The sequence below is a fragment of the Cellulomonas sp. JZ18 genome, assembly GCF_009720485.1.
Taxonomy (GTDB): domain Bacteria; phylum Actinomycetota; class Actinomycetes; order Actinomycetales; family Cellulomonadaceae; genus Cellulomonas.
In genome coordinates this window covers 1,978,422-2,004,744 of sequence record NZ_CP045245.1, presented here as the reverse complement: position 1 = coordinate 2,004,744, position 26,323 = coordinate 1,978,422, and the positions used below count along the sequence as shown (strand labels likewise).

Genomic DNA, 26,323 nt, shown 5'->3' with positions numbered 1-26,323 from the left:
CGGCCGTCCGTGCGCTCGTGTTGAACGGCATCCGGGTGACGTGGCGGGGCGCCGCGGCCGGTAAGGTGGCACCGCCACCCCCTTTAAGCCCGTCCCGTGAGGCGGGGAAGGAGCGCACGCATGAGCACTGGCACACCCGCGCCCGCGTCCGGGCGCACGGACGCCGTCCCGGACGGCACGGGGACCGAGGTCCTCGGCGCGGCGGACATCGGCCGCGCACTGACCCGCATCGCGCACGAGGTCGTGGAGCGCAACAAGGGCGTCGACGACGTCGTCCTGCTGGGCATCCCGACCCGCGGCCTGCCGCTCGCCGAGCGCCTCGCGGCGCGGCTCGCGCAGGTCGAGGGCGTCGCGGCCGACGACCTCGTCGGCAGCCTCGACGTGACGATGCACCGCGACGACCTGGCCCGGCAGCCGATCCGCCCGATCGGCACCACGCGGCTCCCGGCGGCCGGTGTGGACGGACGCGTGGTCGTCCTCGTCGACGACGTGCTGTTCTCGGGCCGGACGATCCGCGCCGCGCTGGACGCGATCAGCGACCTCGGGCGCCCCCGCGCGGTGCAGCTCGCCGTCCTGGTCGACCGCGGCCACCGCGAGCTGCCGATCCGCGCGGACTACGTGGGCAAGAACCTGCCGACGGCCGCGAGCGAGCGGGTCCGCGTGCTGCTGGCGGAGACGGACGGCCGCGACGCCGTGGTCATCGAGGGTGCGCGGGGGTCGGACGATGAGGCACCTGCTCTCCGCCGGGGACCTGAGCCGTGACGAGGCGGTGCTGGTCCTCGACACCGCCGCGCAGATGGCCGCGACGCAGGCCCGTGAGATCAAGAAGCTGCCCACGCTGCGCGGGCGCACCGTGGTCAACCTCTTCTTCGAGGACTCCACGCGCACCCGGATCTCGTTCGAGACGGCCGCGAAGCGGCTGTCCGCGGACGTCATCAACTTCTCCGCCAAGGGGTCGAGCGTCTCCAAGGGGGAGTCCCTGAAGGACACCGCCCTGACGCTGCAGGCGATGGGGGCGGACGCGGTGGTGATCCGCCACCACGCGTCGGGCGCGCCGCACACGCTCGCGCACGCGGGCTGGACGCACGGCGCGGTCGTGAACGCGGGCGACGGCATGCACCAGCACCCGACGCAGGCGCTGCTCGACGCGTTCACCCTGCGCCGCCACCTCGTGGGTGACGGCGGTCGTGCGGACGCCACCGGTCGCGACCTCGCGGGCGCGCACGTGGCGATCGTCGGGGACGTGCTGCACAGCCGGGTCGCGCGCTCGAACGTGCAGCTGCTGCACACGCTCGGCGCGCGCGTGACGCTCGTCGCACCGCCGACGCTCGTGCCCGTCGGCGCGCACACCTGGACCGCCGACGTGTCCTACGACCTGGACGAGACGCTCGCGACGCGGCCCGACGCGGTCATGATGCTGCGCGTCCAGCGCGAGCGGATGTCGAGCGCGGGCGGCGGGTACTTCCCGAGCCCGCTCGAGTACACCCGCGCGTACGGGCTCGACGGGCGTCGGCTCGCGGTGCTGCCGGACCACGCGGTGGTCCTGCACCCCGGGCCCATGAACCGCGGGCTGGAGATCTCGGCCGACGCGGCGGACTCGCCGCGGGCGGTGATCGTCGAGCAGGTGGCGAACGGCGTCGCGGTCCGGATGGCGGTGCTGTACCTGCTGCTGGCGGGCGGGGACGCGCGGACGGCGCCGGCCGTCGCCGGGCAGGACGTGGAAGGGCGCACGGGCGTGCGCACGGACGAGACGAGGGTGCACGCGTGAGCACGACGTACCTGCTGCGGGGCGTGGCGCCCCTGGGCGGCGACCGCACGGACGTCCGGGTCGAGGACGGGGTCGTCGCGGCCCTCGGGACGGACGCCTCGGCGGACGGCGCGACGGTGGTCGACGGCGACGGGCTGGTCCTGCTGCCCGGGCTGGTCGACCTGCACACGCACCTGCGCGAGCCCGGCCGGGAGGACGCCGAGACGGTGGCGTCCGGCACGCGGGCCGCGGCCGCCGGCGGGTTCACCGCGGTGCACGCGATGGCGAACACCTCGCCCGTGCAGGACACCGCCGGTGTGGTCGAGCAGGTCTGGCGGCTGGGCCGGGACGCCGGCTGGGCGGAGGTGCGGCCGGTCGGCGCCGTCACGGTCGGCCTCGCCGGGGAGCGGCTCGCGGAGCTGCAGGCGATGGCGCGGTCGGCCGCCGCGGTGCGGGTGTTCTCCGACGACGGGAAGTGCGTGCACGACCCGGTGCTCATGCGCCGCGCCCTGGAGTACGTCAAGGCGTTCGACGGCGTCATCGCCCAGCACGCACAGGAGCCGCGCCTGACCGAGGGCGCGCAGATGCACGAGGGCGTGGTGTCGGCCGAGCTCGGCCTGACGGGCTGGCCCGCGGTCGCCGAGGAGGCGATCATCGCCCGCGACGTGCTGCTCGCGGAGCACGTCGGCTCGCGGCTGCACGTCTGCCACCTGTCGACGGCCGGGTCGGTCGAGATCGTCCGCTGGGCGAAGGCGCGGGGGATCGCGGTGACCGCGGAGGTCACGCCCCACCATCTCGTGCTCACCGACGAGTCGGCGCGCGGCTACGACCCGCGCTTCAAGGTGAACCCGCCGCTGCGCACCGCGGAGGACGTCGAGGCGGTCCGTGCCGGCCTCGAGGACGGCACGATCGACGTCGTCGCGACCGACCACGCCCCGCACACGCGCGAGGACAAGGACTGCGAGTGGGCGGCCGCGGCCTTCGGGATGACCGGCCTGGAGACCGCGTTGTCCGTCGTCCAGGCCACGATGGTCGACACGGGCCGGCTCACCTGGACGGCCGTCGCCCGCGTGCTGTCGCACACGCCCGCCGCGATCGGCCGCGTCGCCGGGCAGGGCCGGCCGATCGCCGTGGGCGAGCCCGCGAACCTCACGCTGGTCGACCCGTCCGCCCGGCGCACGGTCGTGCCGGAGCGGCAGGCGACCGCGAGCGTGAACTCGCCGTTCGCCGGCACGGAGCTGCCGGGTGCCGTCGTCGCGACGTTCCTGCGCGGTCGTCCCACGGTGCTCGACGGCGTGCTCGTCGACGCGGGCGCCGGGGTGGGTGCCTGATGCCGACGTGGCTCTCGGTGGCCCTCCTGCTGGTGCTGCTCGCGCTGGCGCTGTGGGGGATGCGGGCCGGGTGGCGGAACCGCACGCGCCGGACGGCCCTGCTCGTACCCACGCTGCCCGACGTGCCCGCCGACGCCGGTCCCGCCAGGACCGAGCCCGCCGAGGCCGTCTACGTGTCCTCGACGCGCGCGGGCGACTGGCTCGACCGCGTCGCCGCGCACGGGCTCGGCGACCGCAGCCCCGCGGTCGTCACCGTGCACGACGCCGGCGTGCTGGTGCACCGCCCCGGTGCCCGCGACCTGTGGGTCGCCGCCGACCGCCTGACGGCCGTCGGCACCGCGCGCGGCCAGGCCGGCAAGTTCGTCGGGCCCGAGGGGCTCGTCGTCCTCACGTGGGTGCCCGACCTCACCACGGGCACCGCCCTCGACACCGCGCTGCGTGTGCGCCACGACGCCGACAAGGAGCTGCTGCTGACCGCGGCCCGCTCCCTGCTGCGGGCGCGTGGCGACGGCGGCGCCGACCACGACAGCGCGCCGACGGCGCAGGAGGAGCAGGCATGAGCGACGCGATCCTCGTCCTCGAGGACGGCCGCACGTTCACCGGACGGGCCTACGGCGCGACCGGCCGGACGCTCGGCGAGATCGTCTTCAACACGGGCATGACGGGCTACCAGGAGACCCTGACCGACCCGTCGTACCACCGGCAGGTCGTCGTGATGACCGCGCCGCACATCGGCAACACCGGCGTCAACGACGAGGACCCGGAGTCGCGGCGCATCTGGGTCGCCGGGTTCGTCGTGCGCGACCCCGCCCGCCGTCCCTCGAGCTGGCGCTCGCGCCGCACGCTGGACGACGAGCTGGCCGAGCAGGGTGTCGTCGGCATCAGCGGCATCGACACGCGCGCCCTGACCCGGCACCTGCGCGAGCGCGGCGTCATGCGCGCCGGCGTGTTCTCCGGCGACGCGCTCGTGGACGGGCACGGCGACCGCCGGCCCGTGGACGAGCTCCTCGACGAGGTGCGCTCGGCCCCCGCGATGGTGGGTGCCGACCTCGCGGGCGAGGTCAGCGTCGACGCGGCGTACGTGGTGCCCGCGCTCGGCCCGGACGGCACGCCGCTCGACGCGCCCGTGGCGCGGGTCGCGGCGGTCGACCTCGGGATCAAGTCGATGACCCCGCAGCGCCTGGCCGAGCGCGGCGTCGAGGTGCACGTGCTGCCCGCGACGTCGTCGATCTCGGAGGTCCTGGCGCTCGCCCCCGACGGCGTCTTCTTCTCCAACGGCCCCGGCGACCCGTCCGCGGCGCGGCACGAGATCGACCTGCTGCGGGGCGTGCTCGACCGCCGGATCCCGTTCTTCGGCATCTGCTACGGCAACCAGCTGTTCGGTCGCGCCCTCGGGTTCGGCACGTACAAGCTGCGCTACGGCCACCGCGGTGTGAACCAGCCGGTGATGGACCGCACGACCGGCAAGGTCGAGATCACGGCGCACAACCACGGGTTCGCGGTCGACGCGCCGCTGGACGCCGAGACGGTCGCACCGTTCGACGGCGGCCGGTACGGCCGCGTCCGCGTCTCGCACGTCGACCTCAACGACGACGTCGTCGAGGGCCTCGAGGCGCTCGACCTGCCGGCGTTCTCGGTCCAGTACCACCCGGAGGCGGCCGCCGGCCCGCACGACGCGGCCTACCTCTTCGACCGCTTCGTCGACCTCATGACCCGTCACCCCGAGGGCACCGCCGACGACGCGGGCCTCCACGACTCCCAGAAGGGCGCCGCCTGATGCCCCGCCGCGACGACCTGCACAGCGTCCTCGTCATCGGCTCCGGCCCGATCGTCATCGGCCAGGCCGCCGAGTTCGACTACTCCGGGACGCAGGCGTGCCGCGTGCTGAAGGAGGAGGGCCTGCGGGTCGTCCTCGTGAACTCCAACCCGGCCACGATCATGACCGACCCGGAGTTCGCCGACGCCACCTACGTCGAGCCGATCACGACCGAGGTCCTCACGTCGATCATCGCCAAGGAGCGGCCCGACGCGATCCTGCCGACGCTGGGCGGCCAGACCGCCCTCAACGCGGCCATCGCGCTGGACGAGGGCGGCGTGCTCGCCGAGTACGACGTCGAGCTCATCGGCGCCAACATCCCCGCCATCCAGAAGGGCGAGGACCGCCAGCAGTTCAAGGACGTCGTCGAGATCGCCGGCGGGGAGTCCGCGCGCTCGGCGATCGTGCACACCGTCGACGAGGCGCTCGTCGCCGCCGAGGACCTCGGCTACCCGATGGTCGTGCGCCCGTCGTTCACCATGGGCGGCCTCGGCTCGGGCATGGCGTACGACGAGGCGGACCTGCGGCGGATCGTCGGTCAGGGCCTGCACTACTCGCCGACCACCGAGGTGCTCCTGGAGGAGTCCATCCTCGGCTGGAAGGAGTACGAGCTCGAGCTCATGCGCGACAAGCACGACAACGTCGTGGTCGTCTGCTCGATCGAGAACGTCGACCCGGTGGGCGTGCACACCGGCGACTCCGTGACGGTCGCGCCCGCGCTGACGCTCACGGACCGCGAGTACCAGCGCATGCGCGACATCGGCATCGCCGTGATCCGCGAGGTCGGCGTCGACACCGGCGGCTGCAACATCCAGTTCGCCGTCCACCCGGACACGGGCCGCATCATCGTCATCGAGATGAACCCGCGCGTCTCGCGCTCGTCCGCCCTCGCGTCGAAGGCGACCGGCTTCCCGATCGCGAAGATCGCCGCCAAGCTCGCGGTCGGCTACACGCTCGACGAGATCACGAACGACATCACCGGCTCCACGCCCGCGTCGTTCGAGCCGACGCTCGACTACGTGGTCGTCAAGGTGCCCCGGTTCGCGTTCGAGAAGTTCCCCGCGGCGGACGACACCCTCACGACCACCATGAAGTCGGTCGGCGAGGCCATGGCCATGGGGCGCAACTTCACCGAGGCCCTCGGCAAGGCGATGCGCTCGATCGACAAGAAGGGCTCGACGTTCCACTGGGACGGCGAGCCCGCGACGGGCGAGGAGCTCGACCGACTCGTCGAGTCGATCGCGCGGCCCACCGAGCACCGGCTCATCGACGTGCAGCAGGTGCTGCGCGCCGGCGTCGCGGTCGACGAGGTGTACGCGCGCACGGGCATCGACCCGTGGTTCCTCGACCAGGTCCAGCTCGTGAACGAGGTCGCGGCCGAGACCGCGGCCGCGCCCGCGCTGACCCGCGAGGTGCTCGCGCACGCGAAGCGGCACGGCCTGTCCGACGCCCAGGTCGCGAGCCTGCGGCAGACGAGCGAGGACGCCGTGCGGCGCACCCGCTGGGCGCTCGGCGTCCGGCCGGTCTACAAGACCGTCGACACCTGCGCGGCGGAGTTCGCGGCCCGCACGCCGTACCACTACTCGTCCTACGACGAGGAGACGGAGGTCGCGCCGCGCGAGCGTCCCGCGATCCTCATCCTCGGGTCGGGGCCGAACCGCATCGGCCAGGGCATCGAGTTCGACTACTCCTGCGTGCACGCCGCGCTGGCGCTCAAGGGCGAGTACGAGACCGTGATGGTCAACTGCAACCCCGAGACCGTCTCCACGGACTACGACACCTCCGACCGCCTGTACTTCGAGCCGCTGACGTTCGAGGACGTGCTCGAGGTCTACGAGGCCGAGCTGGCCGCGGGGCCCGTCGCGGGCCTGATCGTCACGCTCGGCGGCCAGACGCCGCTGTCGCTCGCGCAGCGCCTCGCCGACGCGGGCCTGCCCATCCTCGGGACCCCGCCGGAGGCGATCGACGCGGCCGAGGACCGCGGCGAGTTCGGCAAGGTGCTCGAGGCGGCCGGGCTGCCGGCGCCGGCCTTCGGCACCGCGACGACGCTCGAGGGCGCCCGCGAGACGGCCCGCCGGATCGGCTTCCCCGTGCTCGTGCGCCCGTCGTACGTGCTGGGCGGCCGCGGCATGGAGATCGTGTACGACGAGCACCAGCTGACCGAGTACGTCGAGCGGGCGCTCGCCGAGGCGGCGGGCACGCGCGCGTCGCTGCCGCCGCTGCTCATCGACCGGTTCCTGGACGACGCGATCGAGATCGACGTCGACGCGCTCTACGACGGCACCGAGCTGTACCTCGGGGGCGTCATGGAGCACATCGAGGAGGCGGGCATCCACTCGGGCGACTCGGCGTGCGCGCTGCCGCCGATCACGCTCTCGGCGGCCGAGCTCGAGCGCATCCGGACGTCGACCGAGGCGATCGCCCGCGGTGTCGGGGTGCGCGGGCTGCTGAACATCCAGTTCGCGCTCGTCTCCGACGTCCTCTACGTGCTCGAGGCGAACCCGCGCGCGTCCCGCACGGCGCCGTTCGTCTCGAAGGCCACCGGTGTCTCGCTCGCGAAGGCGGCCGCGCTCGTCATGGCGGGCCGCTCGATCGCGCAGCTGCGCGCGGACGGCGTCCTGCCGGACGTCGACGCGGGCACGCTCGACCTCGACGCCCCCATCGCCGTGAAGGAGGCCGTCCTGCCGTTCAAGCGGTTCCGGACGGCCGACGGCACGGTGGTCGACACCGTCCTCGGGCCGGAGATGCGCTCGACCGGTGAGGTCATGGGCTTCGACGTCGACTTCCCGACCGCGTTCGCGAAGTCGCAGGAGGCGTCCTTCGGCGGCCTGCCGCAGTCCGGCACGGTGTTCATCTCCGTCGCCGACCGCGACAAGCGCTCCATCGTGCTGGAGGTCAAGCGCCTGCAGGAGCTCGGCTTCGAGGTGCTCGCGACCGAGGGGACGGCCGCCGTGCTGCGCCGCTCCGGCATCGCCTCGCGCGTCGTGCGCAAGCACTCGGCGGGCCGCGGGCCGGCCGGGGAGCCCACGATCGTCGACCTCATCACGAGCGGCGAGGTCGACATGGTCGTCAACACCCCGTCCGGCCAGGGCGCCCGCGCCGACGGCTACGAGATCCGCGCGGCCACGACGGCGGCCGACAAGGCGATCATCACCACCGTGCAGCAGCTCGGCGCCGCGGTGCAGGCCATCGACGCGGCCCGGTCCGGCCCGTTCCGCGTCACGAGCCTGCAGGAGCACGAGCAGGCGGCGCACGCGCGCCGACGCGAGCTGACGCAGGCGGCGGCCGGGGGAGCGGCGTGACCACGAGCACCACGCGCGGACCGGGTGCGCCCTTCGGGGCGCGCCTGGCCGCGGCCATGGACGCGCACGGGCCGCTCTGCGTCGGCATCGACCCGCACGCGACCCTGCTCGCCGACTGGGGGCTCGCCGACGACGCGTCGGGTCTGCGGACGTTCGCGCTCACCGTCCTCGACGCGGTCGCCGGGCGGGTCGCCGCGGTCAAGCCGCAGGCGGCGTTCTTCGAGCGGCACGGCTCCGCCGGCCTCGCGGTGCTCGAGGAGGTCGTCGCGGGGGGCCGCGAGGCCGGCACGCTCGTCGTCGTGGACGCCAAGCGGGGCGACATCGGCTCGACCATGGGCGCGTACGCCGACGCGTTCCTGCGCGACGGCTCCCCGCTCGCCGGGGACGCGCTGACGGTCTCGCCCTACCTGGGGTTCGGCTCTCTCGACCCGGCCGTCGACCTCGCGCACGCCACGGGGCGGGGCCTGTTCGTCCTGTGCCTGACCTCCAACAAGGAGGGGCACGAGGTGCAGCACGCGCGCACGCAGGACGGGCCGACGGTCGCCGCCACCGTGGCGGCGCGTGCCGCCGCACTGAACGCGGGGGAGCGGCCGCTGGGCTCGGTCGGCCTGGTCGTGGGCGCGACGGTCGGGGACGCCGCGGAGCGTGCCGGGGTGGACCTCGAGCGGGTCAACGGACCGCTGCTCGCACCGGGGGTCGGCGCGCAGGGCGCGGGCGCCGCCGAGCTCGCCCGCGTCTTCGGCCCCGCCCGCCGGCAGGTCCTGGCGTCGTCCTCGCGCGCCGTGCTCGCGGCGGGTCCCGACCGGGAGGCGCTGCGGTCCGCCGCGCGCCGGGCCGCCGCCGAGGCCGCGGCCGCCCTGCGCTGACGGTGCGGGCGACCGTCGTCGCAGGTCGCGGCGCGACACGCGACCCCCGCCGCGTTGCCGACACGCATCCGCGTCGCTAGGTTCGATCCCACCGATCCCTGCTTCGGCGACGAGGATCACCGGCCCAGTGACGAGAAGGTGACGCGCGTGGCTCTCCCCCCGCTGACTCCCGAACAACGAGCCGCCGCGCTCGAGAAGGCAGCCGCGGCACGTCAGGCACGTGCCGAGGTCAAGAACCGCCTGAAGTACTCGCAGGGCTCCCTGTCCGAGGTCATCGAGCAGGGGCAGAAGGACGAGACGATCGGCAAGCTCAAGGTCGCCGCCCTGCTCGAGTCGCTGCCGGGCGTCGGCAAGGTCAAGGCCCGCGCGATCATGTCCGAGATCGGCATCTCGGAGACGCGTCGCGTCCGCGGCCTGGGTCCGCACCAGGTCAAGGCGCTCGTCGACCGCTTCGGCTGAGCCGAGCCGCTGCTTCCCGGCGCCCGCCCCGACCCGGGGACGGGCGCCGAGGCGCGCCCGCGCCGCACCACCCGCACGAGAAGAGGCACCGACCCCATGACGACGCAGCCGGCACGGCTGACCGTGCTCGCCGGACCGACCGCCGTGGGGAAGGGGACCGTCTCGGCGGACATCCGCGCCCGCTACCCGCAGGTGTGGCTGTCGGTCTCGATGACGACCCGCGCACCGCGACCTGGCGAGGTCGACGGCGTCCACTACCACTTCGTCTCGCCCGAGCGCTTCGACGAGATGGTCGAGCGGGGCGAGCTGCTGGAGTGGGCGGTCGTGCACGGGCGCAACCGGTACGGCACGCCGCGCGGACCGGTCGAGGAGCGGCTCGCCGCCGGGGAGCCGGCCCTGCTCGAGATCGACCTGCAGGGCGCACGCCAGGTCCGTGCGTCGATGCCCGACGCACGCTTCGTGTTCCTCGCCCCGCCCTCGTGGGACGAGCTCGTCCGCCGGCTCGTGGGCCGCGGCACCGAGGACGAGGAGGAGCGCGAGCGCCGGCTCGCGTCCGCACGCGTGGAGCTCGCCGCGGAGCCGGAGTTCGACCACGTCGTCGTCAACGACGACGTGCACCGCGCCACGGACGAGCTCGTCGGCCTGATGGGCCTGCCGACCCGGTAGCATGGGGCCTGTCTGCGCCCGCCCGACCGGGTCGTCCGACCGCGTCGTCCGACCGAGCTCGTTCGCTCGTCGTGCCGGTGACCGCGGCGGACGCACGGCCGGGCCGCGGTCCCGCCGCGGCGCAGCGTCCAGCACCCCTCTCAGGACGGGAGTCCTCCGTGTCCGGAACCGTCGCCGCCCCCACGGGCATCACCGACCCGCCGATCGACCGCCTCCTCGAGCGCGCCGACTCCAAGTACGCGCTCGTGCTCTTCTCCGCCAAGCGCGCGCGGCAGATCAACGCCTACTACGCCCAGCTCAACGAGGGCCTGCTCGAGTACGTCGGGCCGCTCGTCGAGACGCGTCCGCAGGAGAAGCCGCTGTCGATCGCGATGCGCGAGATCGACGCGGGCCTGCTCACGGCCGAGCCCACCGAGGGCTGACGCACCGCCGTGCGCATCGTCCTCGGCGTCGCGGGCGGGATCGCCGCGTACAAGGCGGTCCTGCTCCTGCGGCTCCTGCGCGAGCAGGGTCACGAGGTGCGCGTCGTGCCGACGCGCGCGGCGCTGGAGTTCGTCGGGCGTGCGACGTGGGAGGCCCTGTCGGGCCAGCCCGTGACGACCGAGGTGTTCGAGGACGTCGACCGCGTCGCGCACGTGGCGATCGGCAAGCAGGCCGAGCTGGTGGTCGTCGCCCCCGCGACGGCCGACCTGCTCGCCCGTGCGGCGGGGGGCCACGCGGACGACCTGCTGACGGCGACGCTGCTCACGGCGCGGTGCCCGGTGCTGCTCGCACCGGCGATGCACACCGAGATGTGGGAGCACCCCGCCACCGTCGCCAACGTCGCGACGCTGCGGGCACGCGGTGTGCACGTGCTGGACCCGGCGTCGGGCCGCCTCACCGGCGCCGACACCGGACCGGGTCGGCTGCCCGAGCCCGAGGTGATCGCCGACGCCGCGCTCGCGCTCGTCGGCGGGGGTGCGCGTCCGCACGACCTCGACGGCGTCCGCGTGGTCGTGTCCGCGGGCGGCACCCGGGAGCCGCTCGACCCCGTGCGGTTCCTCGGCAACCGCTCGTCCGGCCGGCAGGGCGCCGCTCTCGCGCGGGCCGCGGCGGAGCGGGGCGCCCGGGTGACGCTCGTCGCCGCCAACGTCGCCCCTGACGTGGTCGCGCAGGCCGGCGACGTCGCGGTCGTCCCCGTCGAGACGGGCGAGGAGCTGCGGCACGCCGTGCGCTCGGCGGCGAAGGACGCGGACGTGGTCGTCATGGCGGCGGCCGTCGCGGACTACCGGCCCGAGACCGTGGCCGACGCGAAGCTGAAGAAGACCGGCGAGGCGCCCGTCCTGCGGCTCGTGGAGACCGTGGACGTCCTGCGCGAGCTCGTGACGGACCCGCCGCGGCCCGGGCAGGCCGTCGTCGGGTTCGCCGCGGAGACGGGTGACGCCCACGCGTCCGTGCTCGAGCACGGACGGGCGAAGGCGCGGCGCAAGGGCGCGGACCTGCTCGTCGTGAACGCGGTCGGCGCCGGCCTCGCGTTCGGCGCGGCGACGAACGACGTCACCGTCCTCGACCGTGACGGCGAGGTCGTCGCGAGCGCCTCCGGGCCCAAGCAGGACGTCGCGCACGCGGTCTGGGACGCCGTCCGGGCGCACCTGGACGGGCGCGCGGACGACGGTTCGGGCGCCGATACGCTGCGGTCATGAGTTCGACGCCCCTTCGTCTGTTCACCTCCGAGTCCGTCACGGAGGGGCACCCCGACAAGATCTGCGACCAGATCTCCGACGCGATCCTGGACGCGATCCTCGAGCAGGACCCCGCGGCGCGCGTCGCGGTCGAGACGATGGTCACCACCGGCCTCGTGCACGTGGCCGGCGAGGTGACCACCAGCGCCTACGTCGAGATCCCGCAGATCGTGCGCGAGGTCGTGCGCGGCATCGGCTACACCTCGTCGCACATCGGCTTCGACGGCGACTCGTGCGGCGTGTCGGTCTCCATCGGCCAGCAGTCGCCTGACATCGCGGCGGGCGTCGACAAGGCGATCGAGGTCCGCGAGGACGCCTCCGACATGGACCCGCTGGACCTGCAGGGCGCCGGTGACCAGGGTCTGATGTTCGGGTACGCCAGCGACGACACGCCCTCGCTCCTGCCGCTGCCGATCTGGCTCGCGCACCGGCTCGCCGAGCGGCTCGCGGCCGTGCGCAAGGACGGGTCGCTGGCAGGGCTGCGACCGGACGGCAAGACGCAGGTGACGGTCGGCTACGAGGGGGACCGCCCGGTGAGCCTCGACACCGTCGTGCTGTCGACGCAGCACGAGCCCGACGTCCTCGAGGCCACGCTCGCGGGCGACGTCGCCGAGCTCGTGGTCGCGCCCGTGCTCGAGGGTCTCGACCTCGACGTCTCCGCGCACCGGCTGCTCGTGAACCCCACGGGGCAGTTCGTCGTCGGCGGCCCGCAGGGGGACGCGGGCCTGACGGGCCGCAAGATCATCGTCGACACCTACGGCGGCATGGCACGCCACGGCGGCGGCGCGTTCTCGGGCAAGGACCCGTCGAAGGTGGACCGCTCGGCCGCGTACGCGATGCGGTGGGTCGCCAAGAACGTCGTGGCCGCGGGCCTGGCGCGCCGGTGCGAGGTGCAGGTCGCGTACGCGATCGGCAAGGCGCACCCCGTCGGGCTGTACGTCGAGACGTTCGGGACGGGGACCGTCCCGGTCGACCGGCTGACGGCGGCGATCCAGGACGTGTTCGACCTGCGTCCCGCCGCGATCATCCGCGACCTCGACCTGCTGCGTCCCGTCTACCGCCGCACGGCCGCGTACGGGCACTTCGGGCGCGAGCTGCCCGAGTTCACCTGGGAGCGCACGGACCGCGTCGCCGACCTGCTGTCGGCGGTCGGCTGACCGCGGCCCGTCCGGCCGGCCGGGTGCGCGACGCGGCGTCGCGGCGGCCGCAGGCCCACCTGCGCGGGGCGTGTCGCCGGGACGTGGTGGGATGACGGACGTGAGCGCAGGGTCCGGTCCGGAGCAGCCGACGCTCGCCGGTCTCGACGTGCCGGCGCCGCGCCGCCCGCGGACCCCCCCGTCGCTCACCCCCGCCGCGTCGCTGCCCGTGGCGCGGGTCTGCGTCGACCTGGCGCCGCCGCACCTCGACCGCACGTTCGAGTACCTCGTGCCGGAGTCCCTCGACGACGTGGCGCGACCGGGGGTGCGGGTCAAGGTCCGCTTCGCGGGTCAGGACGTCGACGGGTGGCTGCTGGAGCGGACGGCGGACGCCGAGCACGGCGGCCGCCTCCTGCCGCTGCGCCGGGTCGTGTCGGCCGAGCCGGTGCTCACGCCGCAGGTCGCGCGGCTGGCCCGGGCGGTCGCGGAGCGCTGGGCCGGCACCACGGCTGACGTGCTGCGGCTCGCGGTGCCACCCCGGCACGCGCGCGTGGAGGGCGAGCCGCGCGAGGCGGGCGCGGGCGGGGCGGGCTCGGACGAGGCGGGCACGGGCGGCGCGGGCGCGGGCGGCGACCCGGGCCCCGCAGGGGCGGCACCCGCCGTCGACCCGTCCGCGTGGGCGGCGTACCGCGGCGGCGTGGCGTTCTGCCGGCACGTCGCCGACGGCGGCGCGCCTCGCGCGGTCTGGTCGGCGCTGCACGCCGTGGGCGAGCACCGGTGGGCCGTGGCGGTCGCCCAGGCGGTCGCCGCGTGCCTGCGCGGGGGCCGCGGAGCCCTGGTCGTCGTGCCCGACGGACGGGACGTGGACCGCGTGGTGCGCGCGCTCGCCGAGCTGGGGCTCGCGGGCACGGGCGCCGGGGGACCGGTCGCACGGCTCGTCGCCGAGGACGGACCCGCCGCCCGGTACCGCGCGTTCCTCGCGACGCTGCGCGGCACCGCGCGCGTCGTCGTCGGTACCCGCGCCTCGGCGTTCGCCCCGGTGGCGCGCCTGGGGCTCGCGGTGGTGTGGGACGACGGCGACGGGCAGCACGCCGAGCCGCGCGCGCCGTACCCGCACGTGCGCGAGGTGCTCGCGCTGCGCTCGGAGCTCGAGGGCTGCGCGCTGCTGGTCGGCGCGCACGGCCGCACCGTCGAGGCCCAGCACCTCGTGGAGACCGGCTGGGCGCGGGAGGTCGCCGCCGAGCGGGCCGTCGTGCGCGCGAGCACGCCGCGCGTGCGCGCGCTGACGTCGGTCGAGCTCGCCCGGGAGGGACCGGCGGCCGCCGCGCGGCTGCCGGGCCCCGCGTGGCGCGTCCTGCGGGACGCGCTCGCCGCGGGGCCGGTGCTCGTGCAGACACCGCGGGCGGGCTACGTCCCGGTGCTCGCCTGCGGCCGCTGCCGCGCCGCCGCACGCTGCGCCACGTGCCACGGCCCCCTGGGCCTGACCACGGGCGGTGGTGCGCCGTCGTGCGGGTGGTGCGGGCGGCTCGCCACGGGCTGGCACTGCGGCGAGTGCGGGGCGACCGCGCTGCGGTCGGTGCGCGTCGGCTCCGAGCGGACGGCCGAGGAGCTGGGCCGCGCCTTCCCGGGCGTGACGGTGCGCGTGTCCGGTGCGCGCGCGGCCGGCGGTGTGCTGGGCGAGGTCCCCGACCGGCCCGCCCTGGTCGTCGCGACGCCCGGGGCGGAACCCGTGGCGCCCGGCGGCTACGCGGCGGCGGTCCTGCTCGACGCGGCGGTCGCGAGCGCCGGCACGCGGCTGGGCGCGGAGTCCGACGCGCTGCGCCGGTGGCTCGCCGCGGCGGCGCTCGTGCGTCCCGCGGGCGACGGCGGCCAGGTGCTGCTCGTCGGGGACGGCCTGGTCCGGCCCACCCAGGCCCTCGTGCGCTGGGACCCTGCGGGGCTCGCGTCGCGCGAGCTCGCCGAGCGGGCGGAGCTGCGCCTGCCGCCGGCCGTGCGCGTGGCGGCGGTCACCGGCACGCGGGACGCCGTGGCCGCCGTCCTGGGCCGCCTCGACCTGCCGGACGTCGAGGTGCTCGGCCCCGTGCCGGTCCAGACGCCGGACGGCGGACCGACGCTCGACCCGGAGGTCCGTGCGCTGCTGCGCGTGCCGGTCGCGGCGGGACGCGCGCTCGCGCAGGCGGTCGCTGCCTCGGTCGCGATCCGCAGCGCGCGGCGCGAGGGCGGCACCGTGCGTGTCGCGGTCGACCCGGTGGACCTCCTCTGAGCCGCCGCGCCGGTGCCGGCGGACGCCGTGAGACCGGTGCCGGCGGACGCGGGGCGGGCGGGCCGGCGGGAGAGGGTGGCACGGGCGCGACCTAGGATCGAGCCCATGCGTCTGCTGTTCGCCGGGAGCCCCGCCCCGGCAGTGCCGTCCCTCGAGGCCCTGCTCGCGTCCCGGCACGAGGTGGTGGCGGTGCTCACGCGACCCGATGCCCGGGTCGGCCGCGGCAGGGCGCTGACGCCGTCGCCCGTCGCGGCGGTCGCGCGGGAGCGTGGGATCCCCGTGCTGACGCCGCGCACGCTGCGGGACCCGCAGGCGCGCGACGAGATCGCCGCGCTGGGCGTGGACGCCGCTCCCGTCGTCGCGTACGGCGTGCTGGTCCCGCCCGCCCTGCTGGACGTGCCGCGGCACGGCTGGGTCAACCTGCACTTCTCGGTCCTGCCCGCGTGGCGCGGGGCGGCGCCGGTGCAGCACGCCGTCATGGCCGGCGACGAGGTCACGGGCGCGTCGACGTTCCGCCTCGAGGAGGGCCTGGACACCGGGCCGGTGTACGGCACGCTCACCGAGCAGGTCCGGCCGCGCGACACCTCGGGCGACCTGCTCGACCGCCTGTCCACGGCGGGCGCGGAGCTGCTCGTGCGCACGCTCGACGGCATCGAGGACGGCGCCCTCACGCCCGTCGCGCAGCCCGCGGAGGGCGTGAGCCACGCCCCGAAGCTGGGCCCCGAGGACGCCCGCGTGCGCTGGTGGCACCCGGCCCACGTGGTGGACCGGCGCGTCCGCGGCTGCACGCCCGCGCCGGGCGCCTGGACGACGCTGCCGGACGGGTCCCGGCTCGGGCTGGGCCCGGTCGAGCCGGTGGCCGACGTGACGGGGCTGGCACCGGGCGAGCTCCGGGCGACCAAGCGGGAGGTCCTCGTCGGCGCCGGTGGCGGCGCGGTGCGCCTCGGCGAGGTGGTCCCCCCGGGCGGCGTGCGATGGCGGCGGCCGACTGGGCGCGCGGGGCGCGCCCGGCGGACGGCACCGTGCTCGGCGCCGACGGCGACGCGACCGGCGTGCGGCAGGCGGGGGCGGCCTCGTGAGCGCCGGCGACGCGCAGGGACGTCCGCGGCCGTCCGGAGGCGGACGGCACGGAGGCGGCCGGGACGGCGGCGGTCGGGACGGCGGCGGTCGAGGCGGCGGCGGCCGTGCCGACGACGGCATGGGACGTCCCGGCTCCGGGCGCCCGCCGGGGGAGGGTGGACGGCGCGACGCCCGGGGACGGGAGCGCGGCGCCGCCCGTGCGCAGGGGCGGGGGCACCGCACGGCGGCGGCACCGGGACGGCGTGCGCGCACGGGTGACGCGGCACGTTCGGCCGCGTTCGACGCGGTGCGGGCCGTGGCGGACGACGAGGCGTACGCGAACCTCGTGCTGCCGCCGCTCCTGCGGGAGCGGGGCGTGGAGGGGCGGGACGCCGGGTTCGCGACCGAGCTCGCGTACGGCACGCTGCGCCTGCGCGGACGGTACGACGCCGTCCTGACGCTCGCGTCGTCGCGTCCGCTGGACCAGGTCGACCCGCCCGTGCTCGACCTGCTGCGGCTCGGCGCCCACCAGCTGCTCGGGATGCGCGTGCCCGCGCACGCCGCCGTGTCCGAGACCGTCGGCCTGGCGCGCGAGCGCGTCGGGGCGGGTGCGGCGCAGTTCGTGAACGCGGTCCTGCGCCGGGTCGCCGAGCGCGACGTCGACGACTGGCTGGCGCGCATCGGTGACGCGGCCGACCCGGCGGGCACGGACGAGGTCGCGCGGCTCGCCGTCACGCAGAGCCACCCCGCGTGGGTCGTGCGCGCGCTGCGCGAGGCGCTCGTCGCGGACGGCCGGCCCGCCTCGGAGGTCGGCGCGCTGCTCGCGGCCGACAACGCCGCGCCGCGGGTCACGCTCGTCGCGCGGCCCGGGCTCGTCACGACCGCCGAGCTCGCCGCGCAGGCCGGTCCCGACGCGGCGCCCGCGCCGTTCGCGCCGACGGCGGTCGTGCTGCCCGGCGGCGACCCGGGGTCCCTGCCGGCCGTGCGGGAGGGACGTGCGGGCGTCCAGGACGAGGGCAGCCAGCTCGTCGCGCTCGCCCTCGTGGCCGCTGGGCTCGACGGGCCGGACGAGCGCTGGCTGGACCTGTGCGCGGGGCCGGGCGGCAAGGCGTCGCTGCTGGCGGCTGCCGCGGGGCAGCGCGGCGCACGCCTGGTGGCGAACGAGGTGCAGCCGCACCGCAGCCGCCTGGTCGCGCAGTCGCTGCGGGCGGCCCCGGGCGGGGCGGTGGAGGAGGTGCGCACGGGGGACGGGCGGACGGTCGGGGACGACGAGCCCGGGTCCTACGACCGCGTGCTGCTGGACGCGCCCTGCACGGGCCTGGGCGCGCTGCGGCGGCGACCCGAGGCGCGCTGGCGCCGCACGCCGGCCGACCTCGCGACCCTGGGGACGCTGCAGCGTGAGCTGCTCCGTTCGGCGCTGGCCGCCGTGCGACCGGGTGGCGTGGTGGCCTACGTCACCTGCTCGCCGCACCTGGCCGAGACCCGGCTCGTGGTGACGGACGCGGTGCGCGCGGCCGCCCGCGCCGGCACGGAGGTCGAGGTGCTCGACGCCGGTGCCGTGCTCGCCGAGGTGGCGCCGGAGTGGGCCGCCACGCGCACGGACGGGCACCCGGACGTGCAGCTGTGGCCGCACGTGCACGGCACGGACGCGATGTACCTCGCGTTGCTGCGGCGCACCTGACCCGCACCGCAGCGCCGCGGGGCTGCGGCGGGCGCCGGACGCGGGCCGGCGGGGACCTCGGTAGCGTGGCCGCGTGGCGCCCGTGCAGATCAACCCCAGCATCCTGTCCGCCGACTTCGCGAACCTCGAGCGCGAGCTGCAGGCCATCGCGTCGGCCGACTTCGTCCACGTCGACGTCATGGACCAGCACTTCGTGCCGAACCTGACGCTGGGGCTGCCGGTGGTGCGCCGCATCGCCCAGGTGAGCCCGGTGCCGCTGGACGTGCACCTGATGATCGAGGACGCGGACCGCTGGGCGCCGCAGTACGCCGAGGCCGGGGCCGCGTCCGTCACGTTCCACGCGGAGGCGACGCAGGCACCCGTGCGCCTCGCCCGTGAGCTGCGCGCCGGCGGGGTGCGTGCCGCGGTCGCGCTGCGGCCGGCCACGCCCGTGGAGCCGTTCCTCGACCTGCTCGGCGAGCTCGACATGGTGCTGGTGATGACCGTCGAGCCCGGCTTCGGCGGGCAGTCCTTCATCGAGGGCACGCTGCCGAAGATCCGCCGGACCCGGCAGGCGATCGACGCCGCCGGGCTGGCGACCTCCGTGCAGGTCGACGGCGGCGTCTCGCGGGACACGATCGCGGGGATCGCCCGGGCCGGCGCGAACGTCTTCGTGGCGGGGTCCGCGGTGTACGGGGCCGACGACGTCGCGGGGGAGATCGCCGCGCTGCGCCGGCTCGCCGAGGCCCCGCCGACGCTGGTCTGACGCCGTCCGCGCGCCGGCGACCGGAGCGCGGACGGGCGCGAGCGGGAATGCCCGCTGTGGCATGATCGTTGGCCGGTACGAACAGCAACACACGTGCTCCGGGGTCGGTGCAATTCCGAGCCGGCGGTGACAGTCCGCGACCCGCAGGGCCCTCGGGCCCGGCGGTTGACCTGGTGGAACTCCAGGACCGACGGTGACAGTCCGGATGGGAGGAGACACGTGGCGGCGCGCCCGGTGCGCGCCGTGACGGTCCGCGGTGCGCCGCGGCGACCCGTCCACCCCGGAGCGCCCGCGCGCACGGAGGTGGGACGGATGAGCGGGACGAGCGGCCCCGCCGTGGTGACGGCCCCGGCTGCGGCACCCGTCGAGGTCGACGCCATGCGCCGCGCCCTCGAGCTCGCGGCGCGCGGCCCGCACGGCCCGAACCCCCGCGTGGGGTGCGTCCTGCTCGCGCCGGACGGCGAGGTCCTGGGCGAGGGGTGGCACCGCGGTGCCGGCACCGCGCACGCCGAGGTGGCCGCGCTGGCCGACGCCGCCGCCCGGGGTGCCGGCACGCGTGGCGCGACGGCCGTGGTGACGTTGGAGCCGTGCGACCACACCGGCCGGACCGGCCCGTGCACGCGGGCCCTCCTCGACGCCGGCGTCGCGCGCGTCGTCGTGTCCGTCGAGGACCCCAACCCGGTGGCCGCCGGCGGCGCCGGCCGCCTGCGCGACGCGGGGGTGGAGGTCGTCACCGGTGTGCTGGCCGCCGCGGGGGAGCAGGCGCTGGGCGCCTGGCTGCCCGCCGTCCGGCGCGGACGGCCGTTCGTCACCCTCAAACTCGCGTCGACGCTCGACGGACGCGTGGCAGCGGCCGACGGCACGAGCCGCTGGATCACCTCCGCACCCGCGCGGCACCACGCGCACGGCCTGCGCGCCGAGGTCGACGCCATCGCCGTGGGCACCGGCACGGTGCTCGCGGACGACCCGTCCCTGACGGCCCGCACGGTGGACGGCGGGCTGGTCGAGCGCCAGCCGCTGCGCGTCGTCGTCGGCCACCGCGACGTGCCGCCGGGCGCCCGCCTGCACGGACCGGGCGGCGCGCTCGTGCACGTGCGCACGCACGACCCCGCCGAGGTGCTGCGCGTCCTGCACGAGCGGGAGGTGCGGCACGTCCTGGTCGAGGGCGGCCCGACCCTGGCGGCCGCGTTCCTCGGCGCCGGTCTCGTCGACGAGGTGCACGCCTACGTCGCCCCCGTCGTCCTGGGTGCCGGCCCGGCGGCCGTCGCCGACCTGGGTGTGCGGACGATCGCCGAGGCCGTGCGGCTGCGCACCGTCGAGGTCGTCCCGCTCGGCCCCGACGTGCTCGTCGTCGCCACCCCCGTGCTCGACCCCACCACCACTGAGGAGCACTGATGTTCACCGGGATCGTCGAGGAGATCGGGACCGTCGTCGCGCTCGAGCCGGGCACGCCCACCCCCGAGGGCGAGGGGGACGCCCGCCTGCGCGTGCGCGGGCCGCTCGTCGTGTCCGACGCGCGCCCGGGGGACTCGATCGCCGTGTCCGGCGTGTGCCTGACCGTGACCGACCTGCCGGGCGACGGGACGTTCGCCGTCGACGTCATGCCCGAGTCGCTGCGCCGCACCGCGCTGGGGGCCCTCGCGGCCGGCGACGCCGTGAACCTGGAGCGCGCGATGGCGGTCGGCGGCCGGTACGGCGGGCACGTGGTCCAGGGGCACGTGGACGGCGTGGGCACCGTCCGCTCGCGGCGACCGGGCCCGCGCTGGGACGACGTCGAGATCGCGCTCGACCCGTCCCTCGCGCGGTACGTCGCCGAGAAGGGCTCGATCACCGTCTCCGGCGTCTCGCTCACGGTGACGCACGTGGCCGAGGACGCGTTCGGGGTCTCGCTCATCCCGACGACGCTCGCCGCGACCACGCTGGGCACGCTGGAGCCGGGGGCGCGCGTGAACCTGGAGGTGGACGTGCTCGCGAAGTACACCGAGCGGCTGCTGGCCGCGGCCGGCGCCCTGCCCGGCGCGGCGGCGTCCCGATGAGCGCCCCGGTGCGCCTCGGCACCGTCGAGGAGGCCCTGGACGCGCTGCGCGCGGGCCGGCCCGTGCTGGTGGCCGACTCCCCGGACCGCGAGGACGAGGCGGACGTCATCCTCGCCGCGCAGTCCGCCACCCCGGAGTGGGTGGCGTGGACGATCCGGCACTCCTCGGGCTACCTGTGCGCCCCGATGCCCGCGGCGCGCGCGGACGCGCTCGACCTGCCCCTCATGGTCCCGCACAGCCAGGACCCCCGGCGCACCGCGTACACCGTGACGGTCGACGCCGCGACGGGCGTGTCGACCGGCATCTCCGCGGCCGACCGCGCCCGCACCCTGCGCGTGCTCGCGGACCCGGCGAGCGGGCCGCACGACCTCATCCGCCCCGGCCACGTGCTGCCGCTGCGCGCGGTGCCGGGCGGTGTCCTGCACCGCGCGGGGCACACCGAGGCAGCCGTCGACCTGTGCCGGCTCGCGGGCCTGGAGCCGGTCGGCGCGATCGCCGAGCTCGTGCACGACGACGGCACGATGGTCCGGCTGACGGAGGCGTCCCGGATCGCGCAGGAGGAGGGCCTCGTCCTGCTGACGATCGCCGACCTGCGTGCGTGGCGCACCGAGCACGGGGACACCGAGCCGGTGCCGGGCGACGTCACGGAGCCGTCGGGGCGCGTGCACGCGACGCACACGGCGCACCTGCCGACGCGGCACGGCGACTTCCGCATCCACGGCTTCCGCGACCTGCGCACGGGCGACGAGCACGTCGCGCTCGTGCCGACGACCGGGCTCGCCGCCGTCCCCACGGTGCGCGTGCACTCGGAGTGCCTCACCGGCGACGCGTTCGGCTCCGCCCGCTGCGACTGCGGGCCGCAGCTCGACGCGGCGCTCGAGCTCGCGGCCGCCGAGGGCGGCGCGGTCGTCTACCTGCGCGGCCACGAGGGACGCGGCATCGGGCTGCTCGCCAAGGTGGCCGCGTACGCGTTGCAGGACGCCGGCCGCGACACCGTCGAGGCGAACCTGGACCTCGGCTGGCCCGCCGACCGGCGCGAGTACGGAGCCGCCGCGGCGATCCTGTCCCACCTGGGCGTCACCCGGGTGCGCCTGCTGACGAACAACCCGGCCAAGGTCACGGGCCTGCGGGCGCACGGCGTCGAGGTCGTCGAGGTCCGTGGCCTCGAGGTCGGGCGCACGCCCCACAACGAGGCGTACCTGCGCACGAAGGCGACGAGCATGGGGCACGTGCTCCACCTGCCCGGCGCCGCCACGGGCGAGCCGATCGCGGTCGAGCCCGTGCACGCCGCCCCCGCGCCCGCGGGTGCGGACACCACCGACCACGCGTTCGACCCCCTGGAGGAGCTGGCATGAGCGGTGCGGGAGCGCCCACCCTGACCCTGGACGGGCGCGGTCTGCGCGTCGTCGTCGTCGCCGCGAGCTGGCACACGACCGTCATGGACGGGCTGGTCGCCGGGGCGCGGCGCGCCCTGGAGGCGGCGCACGTCGAGGACGTCACGCTCGTGCGCGTGCCGGGCTCGTTCGAGCTCCCGGTGGCCGCGCAGCGCGTCGCGGCCCACGCGGACGCCGTCGTCGCGCTCGGCGTGGTCATCCGCGGCGGCACGCCGCACTTCGACTACGTCTGCCAGGCGGCGACGTGGGGGCTGACCGAGGTCGCGCTGCGCACGGGCGTCCCGGTGGGCTTCGGCGTGCTCACGTGCGACGACGAGCAGCAGGCCCTCGACCGCGCGGGCCTGGACGGCTCGCGGGAGGACAAGGGCGCCGAGGCCGCCGAGGCCGCCGTGGCGACGGTCCTGGCGCTGCGCGCGCTCGCGTGACCGACTGGCTGTTCGACGCGCAGCTCGTCGTCGCGGGCGCGCCGATCCTGTGGCGGGAGGTCGTCGGCAACCTGTTCGGCCTCGCCTCGGCGGTCGGCGGGATGCGCCGGCGCGTGTGGGCGTGGCCGGTCGGGGTCGCGGGCAACGTGCTGCTGCTCACCGTCTTCCTCGGCGGCGTCTTCGACACGCCGCAGGCGAAGGACCTGTACGGGCAGGCCGCCCGGCAGGTGTTCTTCGCGGTGGTCGCCGTCTACGGGTGGGTGCGCTGGCGGCAGGCGCGCGGCGACGGCGGCGGGCCCGCGGTCGTGCCCCGTTGGGCGAGCACGCGCGCACGCGTGGGCATGGTCGTGGTCGCAGCGGTCGGCACGGTCGTGTCGGCGCTGGTGTTCCGGGCGCTCGGCTCGTGGGGCCCGTGGGCGGACGCGTGGATCTTCATCGGCAGCCTGCTGGCGACGTACGGCATGGCGCGCGGCTGGACCGAGTTCTGGCTCGTGTGGATCGCCGTGGACGCCGTCGGGGTGCCCCTGCTCCTGCGTGCCGGCTACTACCCGTCCGCCGTCCTGTACGCGGTGTACGGCGGCGTGGTCCTGTACGGCTTCGGCGTGTGGCTGCGGGCGCAGCGGGCGGGTGAGCCGCAGGAGGTGACCGCGTCCGCGGGTGCGGGCAGCCTCACGGCGGACGCGCCCGACGCGCTCCGGCAGGACGTCTAGGCTCTACCCACGTGAAGACCTTCGACTCCCTGTTCGCCGAGCTCGCCGAGAAGGCGACGACCCGCCCCGCGGGCTCGGGCACCGTCGCGGAGCTGGACGCGGGGGTCCATGCCATCGGCAAGAAGGTCGTCGAGGAGGCCGCCGAGGTGTGGATGGCCGCCGAGCACGAGTCCGACGAGCGCACCGCCGAGGAGATCTCGCAGCTGCTCTACCACCTGCAGGTGCTCATGCTGGCCCGCGGCCTGACGCTCGAGGACGTGTACACGCACCTCTGAGCGCCCCGCGCGCCGCCACCCCCCGTCCGTCCCGCACCGCACCCGGTGCGACCGCACCACCCGAGGACATCCGTGCTGAGGATCGCCGTCCCCAACAAGGGCTCGCTGAGCGAGCCCGCCGTCGAGATGCTGCGCGAGGCGGGCTACCGCCAGCGCCGCGACTCGCGTGAGCTCGTCCTGCCCGACCCGGACAACGACGTCGAGTTCTTCTTCCTGCGCCCGCGGGACGTCGCCGTGTACGTCGGGGCCGGGACCGTCGACGTCGGCATCACCGGCCGCGACCTGCTCATCGACTCGGGGTCCGCGGCGGTCGAGCACCTGCCGCTCGGCTTCGCGCGCTCGACGTTCCGGTTCGCGACGACCGCCGGCACCCTCACCGACACGCGCGAGGTCGCCGGGAAGCGCATCGCGACCTCCTACCCGGAGCTCGTCGCGGTGCACCTGCGCGAGCGCGGTGTCGAGCCGGCCGGGATCGTCCGTCTCGACGGCGCGGTGGAGTCGGCGATCCGGCTCGGTGTCGCGGACGTCATCGCGGACGTGGTGGAGACCGGCACGACGCTGCGGGCGGCCGGGCTCGAGGTGTTCGGCGAGCCGATCCTGCGCTCGGAGGCGGTGCTGGCCCGTCGGTCCGACGTCGCCGAGCCCGCGGGGCTCGACGTGCTCACGCGCCGCCTGCAGGGTGTGCTGACCGCCCGCGAGTACGTGCTCATGGACTACGACGTGCCGCTGCCGCTCGTCGACAAGGCGGTCGCGATCACGCCGGGCCTGGAGTCGCCGACGGTGTCCCCGCTGCACAACGGGGAGTGGGCGGCCGTGCGCGCGATGGTCCGCCGCGACCAGACCAACCGGGTGATGGACGACCTGTACGACGTCGGAGCGCGCGCGATCCTCGTCACGTCGATCCACGCCTGCCGGATCTGACCGTGGCCGACGGCACGGGCACCCCGGCGGAGGACGCGCGCCTCGCGGCGCCGTTCCGCCCCCGGCTCGCGCGCCGCGTGACGCTCACCGTCGGGGTGGTCTTCCTCGCACTGACCGTCGCGCTGGTCCTCGCGATGCCGGGCCTCGGCCCGCTCGACGCCGCGGGCTTCCTGCTGTTCGGCGCGGCGGTCGCGTGGTTCTGCTGGCGCCAGGCGAGCGTGCGGGCCGTGCCGGACGAGACCGGCCTGCTCGTGCGCAACCTGCTCTTCACGCGGCACGTCACGTGGGCCCAGATCGTGTCCGTGCGGTTCGGTCAGGGGCGGGCGTGGGTCCAGCTCGACCTGGCCGACGGGGACACCCTCGCGGTCATGGGCGTGCAGCGCGCCGACGGCGCGTTCGCCGAGCAGGAGGCGCGCCGGCTGGCGACGCTCGTCGCGCGGCGCAGCGCGACCCCCCGGGACGACTGAGCCGGGGGCGCGGGGGGCGGTCGGGACCTCGTGTCGGGCCCTCGTCCGGCCGCCCGTCAGCCGAGCAGCCGCACCGCGTGCACACCGGCGGCGGCCGCGGCGAGGAACGCCGCGGGGTCGGCGTCGAGGCCGCGTCCCATCGTGGAGAGGCGGACGGGGCTGGTCCGCAGCGCGTCGAGCAGGGTGCCGTCCGCCGTGACCCGGTGCGCGCGGTGCCGTCCGACCGGTGCGACGAGCCTGGTGGTCTGCTCCTCCACGCGGTGCGCGAGCTCGGCCCACGCGTCGGGGTCGGCCGGCGCGGTGAGGTCGGCCGGCGTGCCCGGCAGGTCGGCGAGCACCGGCACGGGCACGTCCGCCGCGGCGAGCGCCACGCGGCCGTAGGCCGTGAGGGAGTGGTGGGACACGCCCAGGTGCCGCTCGCGCGGGTCCGCCCCGGAGACGCGCAGGGACGCCACGGGACGCCCGCCCAGGACGCCGGCCGCGTTGACGGCCTCGCCCGCGGCGACGCCCGAGAAGCCCCACCGCGTGCCGGTGCCCAGGTTGCCCGGTCCCTGCGCCACGACCGCGAGGTCGGCACCCACGACGTGCCGGGCCGCGAGCAGCCCGGTGTGGACCGTCACGGCCTCGAGGTCACCGCCGAAGGCCTGCCCGGTGGTGACGCACGCGTCGACCCACCCCGCGTCGCGCAGCCCGGCGACGGCGCGCGAGAACCACGCCGGCAGGGCGCCGCCGTCGGTCATCACGTACGCGACCCGCAGGGCGCGACCCCGCAGCCCGGCCTCGGCGCGCGCGCCGGCGAGCACCGCCGGCAGCGCCGAGTGCAGGTCGGCGACGACGACGGGCATGCCCGCGAGGTCGTCGGCGTCGCGCAGCGCCTCGTGGTGCGGGGACTCCTGGTCGTCGACGCCCAGCACCATCGCCTGCAGGGGCGTGTAGCGGGCCTTCACCAGGTGCCCGGGCCCGGGCGGCGGGTCCGCCGGGAGCGCGTCGGCGCGCGCGACGACGAGCGCGTACCCGCCGGTGCCGAGACCGCGCGCCTGGGCCGTCACGTTGAGCAGCACGCGGGCGCCGGGCTCGAGCTCGCCGACGAGCCCCGGGTAGGCCAGGGCCCGCACCGTCCGGTCGTCGTCCTCCAGGGCGACCCGCGCCTCCAGGGCGCCGTCCCAGCGGGCACCGCACTCCGTCACGACACCCGCACGCCACGCGATCACGCGGGCCACCGTATACGGGGCGGCACGTGCGACCGCCGTCCGGGTGCCCCCGGCGCGCGCGCCCGCGAGGGGGCGCGCCGCCGACTACGGTG

At 76.4% G+C, this 26,323-nt stretch carries 24 protein-coding genes, 1 pseudogene and 1 riboswitch; of the genes and pseudogenes, 24 read left to right on the top strand and 1 reads right to left on the bottom strand.

Translation table 11 applies throughout. From position 1 onward, the window contains the following. Window positions 1-120 precede the first annotated feature (120 nt). The 24 genes and pseudogenes from pyrR (at window position 121) to GC089_RS08980 (ending at window position 25,020) form a co-directional block, all read left to right on the top strand. Window positions 121-762 carry a bifunctional pyr operon transcriptional regulator/uracil phosphoribosyltransferase PyrR gene (pyrR, locus tag GC089_RS09095; RefSeq protein WP_155377423.1) on the top strand — a complete coding sequence of 214 codons (642 nt, stop codon included), beginning with the start codon at window positions 121-123 and terminating at the stop codon, window positions 760-762. Beyond that, on the top strand, window positions 725-1,768 hold the full coding sequence (locus GC089_RS09090) for an aspartate carbamoyltransferase catalytic subunit (protein ID WP_155377422.1): 1,044 nt from the start codon (window positions 725-727) through the stop codon (window positions 1,766-1,768). Before pyrR ends, GC089_RS09090 begins: the two co-directional genes overlap by 38 nt. Further along, the gene (locus GC089_RS09085) at window positions 1,765-3,078 is read left to right on the top strand and encodes a dihydroorotase (protein ID WP_155377421.1); all 1,314 of its coding nucleotides are present in this window, start codon (window positions 1,765-1,767) and stop codon (window positions 3,076-3,078) included. Before GC089_RS09090 ends, GC089_RS09085 begins: the two co-directional genes overlap by 4 nt. Beyond that, on the top strand, window positions 3,078-3,638 hold the full coding sequence (locus tag GC089_RS09080; RefSeq protein WP_155377420.1) for a hypothetical protein: 561 nt from the start codon (window positions 3,078-3,080) through the stop codon (window positions 3,636-3,638). The genes GC089_RS09085 and GC089_RS09080 overlap by 1 nt, the downstream gene beginning before the upstream one ends. Then, a complete protein-coding gene (gene carA, locus GC089_RS09075; protein WP_155377419.1) occupies window positions 3,635-4,855 on the top strand; it encodes a glutamine-hydrolyzing carbamoyl-phosphate synthase small subunit in 1,221 nt (406 codons plus the stop codon). Before GC089_RS09080 ends, carA begins: the two co-directional genes overlap by 4 nt. After that, complete coding sequence (carB, locus tag GC089_RS09070; protein ID WP_155377418.1) at window positions 4,855-8,196, top strand: carbamoyl-phosphate synthase large subunit; 3,342 nt, start codon at window positions 4,855-4,857, stop codon at window positions 8,194-8,196. The genes carA and carB overlap by 1 nt, the downstream gene beginning before the upstream one ends. Beyond that, complete coding sequence (gene pyrF, locus GC089_RS09065) at window positions 8,193-9,062, top strand: orotidine-5'-phosphate decarboxylase (protein ID WP_155377417.1); 870 nt, start codon at window positions 8,193-8,195, stop codon at window positions 9,060-9,062. The genes carB and pyrF overlap by 4 nt, the downstream gene beginning before the upstream one ends. Window positions 9,063-9,209: 147 nt before the next feature. Continuing rightward, a complete protein-coding gene (gene mihF, locus GC089_RS09060; RefSeq protein WP_136520018.1) occupies window positions 9,210-9,521 on the top strand; it encodes an integration host factor, actinobacterial type in 312 nt (103 codons plus the stop codon). A 96-nt stretch (window positions 9,522-9,617) separates the two neighbouring features. Continuing rightward, entirely contained in the window at window positions 9,618-10,187 is a 570-nt protein-coding gene (gmk, locus tag GC089_RS09055) for a guanylate kinase (RefSeq protein ID WP_155377416.1), read from the top strand. Window positions 10,188-10,345: 158 nt separating this feature from the next. After that, window positions 10,346-10,609 carry a DNA-directed RNA polymerase subunit omega gene (gene rpoZ, locus GC089_RS09050; protein WP_136520016.1) on the top strand — a complete coding sequence of 88 codons (264 nt, stop codon included), beginning with the start codon at window positions 10,346-10,348 and terminating at the stop codon, window positions 10,607-10,609. Window positions 10,610-10,618: 9 nt separating this feature from the next. After that, the gene (gene coaBC, locus GC089_RS09045; protein ID WP_155377415.1) at window positions 10,619-11,869 is read left to right on the top strand and encodes a bifunctional phosphopantothenoylcysteine decarboxylase/phosphopantothenate--cysteine ligase CoaBC; all 1,251 of its coding nucleotides are present in this window, start codon (window positions 10,619-10,621) and stop codon (window positions 11,867-11,869) included. Beyond that, a complete protein-coding gene (gene metK / locus GC089_RS09040; RefSeq protein ID WP_155377414.1) occupies window positions 11,866-13,065 on the top strand; it encodes a methionine adenosyltransferase in 1,200 nt (399 codons plus the stop codon). Before coaBC ends, metK begins: the two co-directional genes overlap by 4 nt. A 91-nt stretch (window positions 13,066-13,156) precedes the next feature. Next, entirely contained in the window at window positions 13,157-15,307 is a 2,151-nt protein-coding gene (locus GC089_RS09035) for a primosomal protein N' (RefSeq protein WP_155377413.1), read from the top strand. Window positions 15,308-15,412: 105 nt separating this feature from the next. Next, a pseudogene (gene fmt / locus GC089_RS09030) lies at window positions 15,413-16,386 on the top strand (methionyl-tRNA formyltransferase). Window positions 16,387-16,505: 119 nt separating this feature from the next. Next, window positions 16,506-18,047 carry an RsmB/NOP family class I SAM-dependent RNA methyltransferase gene (locus tag GC089_RS09025; protein ID WP_155377412.1) on the top strand — a complete coding sequence of 514 codons (1,542 nt, stop codon included), beginning with the start codon at window positions 16,506-16,508 and terminating at the stop codon, window positions 18,045-18,047. Between the two features lie 73 nt (window positions 18,048-18,120). Then, window positions 18,121-18,792: a ribulose-phosphate 3-epimerase gene (gene rpe, locus GC089_RS09020; RefSeq protein WP_155377411.1), complete on the top strand. Its 672-nt coding sequence runs from the start codon at window positions 18,121-18,123 to the stop codon at window positions 18,790-18,792. A 91-nt stretch (window positions 18,793-18,883) separates the two neighbouring features. Further along, a riboswitch (FMN riboswitch) is annotated at window positions 18,884-19,013 on the top strand. Between the two features lie 91 nt (window positions 19,014-19,104). Further along, complete coding sequence (gene ribD / locus GC089_RS09015) at window positions 19,105-20,187, top strand: bifunctional diaminohydroxyphosphoribosylaminopyrimidine deaminase/5-amino-6-(5-phosphoribosylamino)uracil reductase RibD (RefSeq protein ID WP_155377410.1); 1,083 nt, start codon at window positions 19,105-19,107, stop codon at window positions 20,185-20,187. Then, complete coding sequence (locus tag GC089_RS09010; protein ID WP_155377409.1) at window positions 20,187-20,828, top strand: riboflavin synthase; 642 nt, start codon at window positions 20,187-20,189, stop codon at window positions 20,826-20,828. Before ribD ends, GC089_RS09010 begins: the two co-directional genes overlap by 1 nt. Continuing rightward, window positions 20,825-22,183 (top strand): GTP cyclohydrolase II, encoded by a 1,359-nt coding sequence (gene ribA / locus GC089_RS09005; protein ID WP_155377408.1) that lies wholly within the window; start codon window positions 20,825-20,827, stop codon window positions 22,181-22,183. Before GC089_RS09010 ends, ribA begins: the two co-directional genes overlap by 4 nt. Next, entirely contained in the window at window positions 22,180-22,647 is a 468-nt protein-coding gene (ribH, locus tag GC089_RS09000) for a 6,7-dimethyl-8-ribityllumazine synthase (RefSeq protein ID WP_155377407.1), read from the top strand. Before ribA ends, ribH begins: the two co-directional genes overlap by 4 nt. Then, on the top strand, window positions 22,644-23,357 hold the full coding sequence (pnuC, locus tag GC089_RS08995; protein WP_155377406.1) for a nicotinamide riboside transporter PnuC: 714 nt from the start codon (window positions 22,644-22,646) through the stop codon (window positions 23,355-23,357). The genes ribH and pnuC overlap by 4 nt, the downstream gene beginning before the upstream one ends. A gap of 11 nt (window positions 23,358-23,368) precedes the next feature. Next, complete coding sequence (locus GC089_RS08990) at window positions 23,369-23,632, top strand: phosphoribosyl-ATP diphosphatase (protein WP_136520006.1); 264 nt, start codon at window positions 23,369-23,371, stop codon at window positions 23,630-23,632. 72 nt (window positions 23,633-23,704) lie between these two features. Then, window positions 23,705-24,553 carry an ATP phosphoribosyltransferase gene (hisG, locus tag GC089_RS08985; protein ID WP_155377405.1) on the top strand — a complete coding sequence of 283 codons (849 nt, stop codon included), beginning with the start codon at window positions 23,705-23,707 and terminating at the stop codon, window positions 24,551-24,553. A 2-nt stretch (window positions 24,554-24,555) separates the two neighbouring features. Further along, window positions 24,556-25,020: a PH domain-containing protein gene (locus GC089_RS08980; RefSeq protein WP_230685166.1), complete on the top strand. Its 465-nt coding sequence runs from the start codon at window positions 24,556-24,558 to the stop codon at window positions 25,018-25,020. Between the two features lie 56 nt (window positions 25,021-25,076). Here the strand turns inward: GC089_RS08980 and GC089_RS08975 are convergent, their stop codons facing one another. Further along, complete coding sequence (locus tag GC089_RS08975; protein WP_155377404.1) at window positions 25,077-26,231, bottom strand: DUF3866 family protein; 1,155 nt, start codon at window positions 26,229-26,231, stop codon at window positions 25,077-25,079. Window positions 26,232-26,323 lie beyond the last annotated feature (92 nt).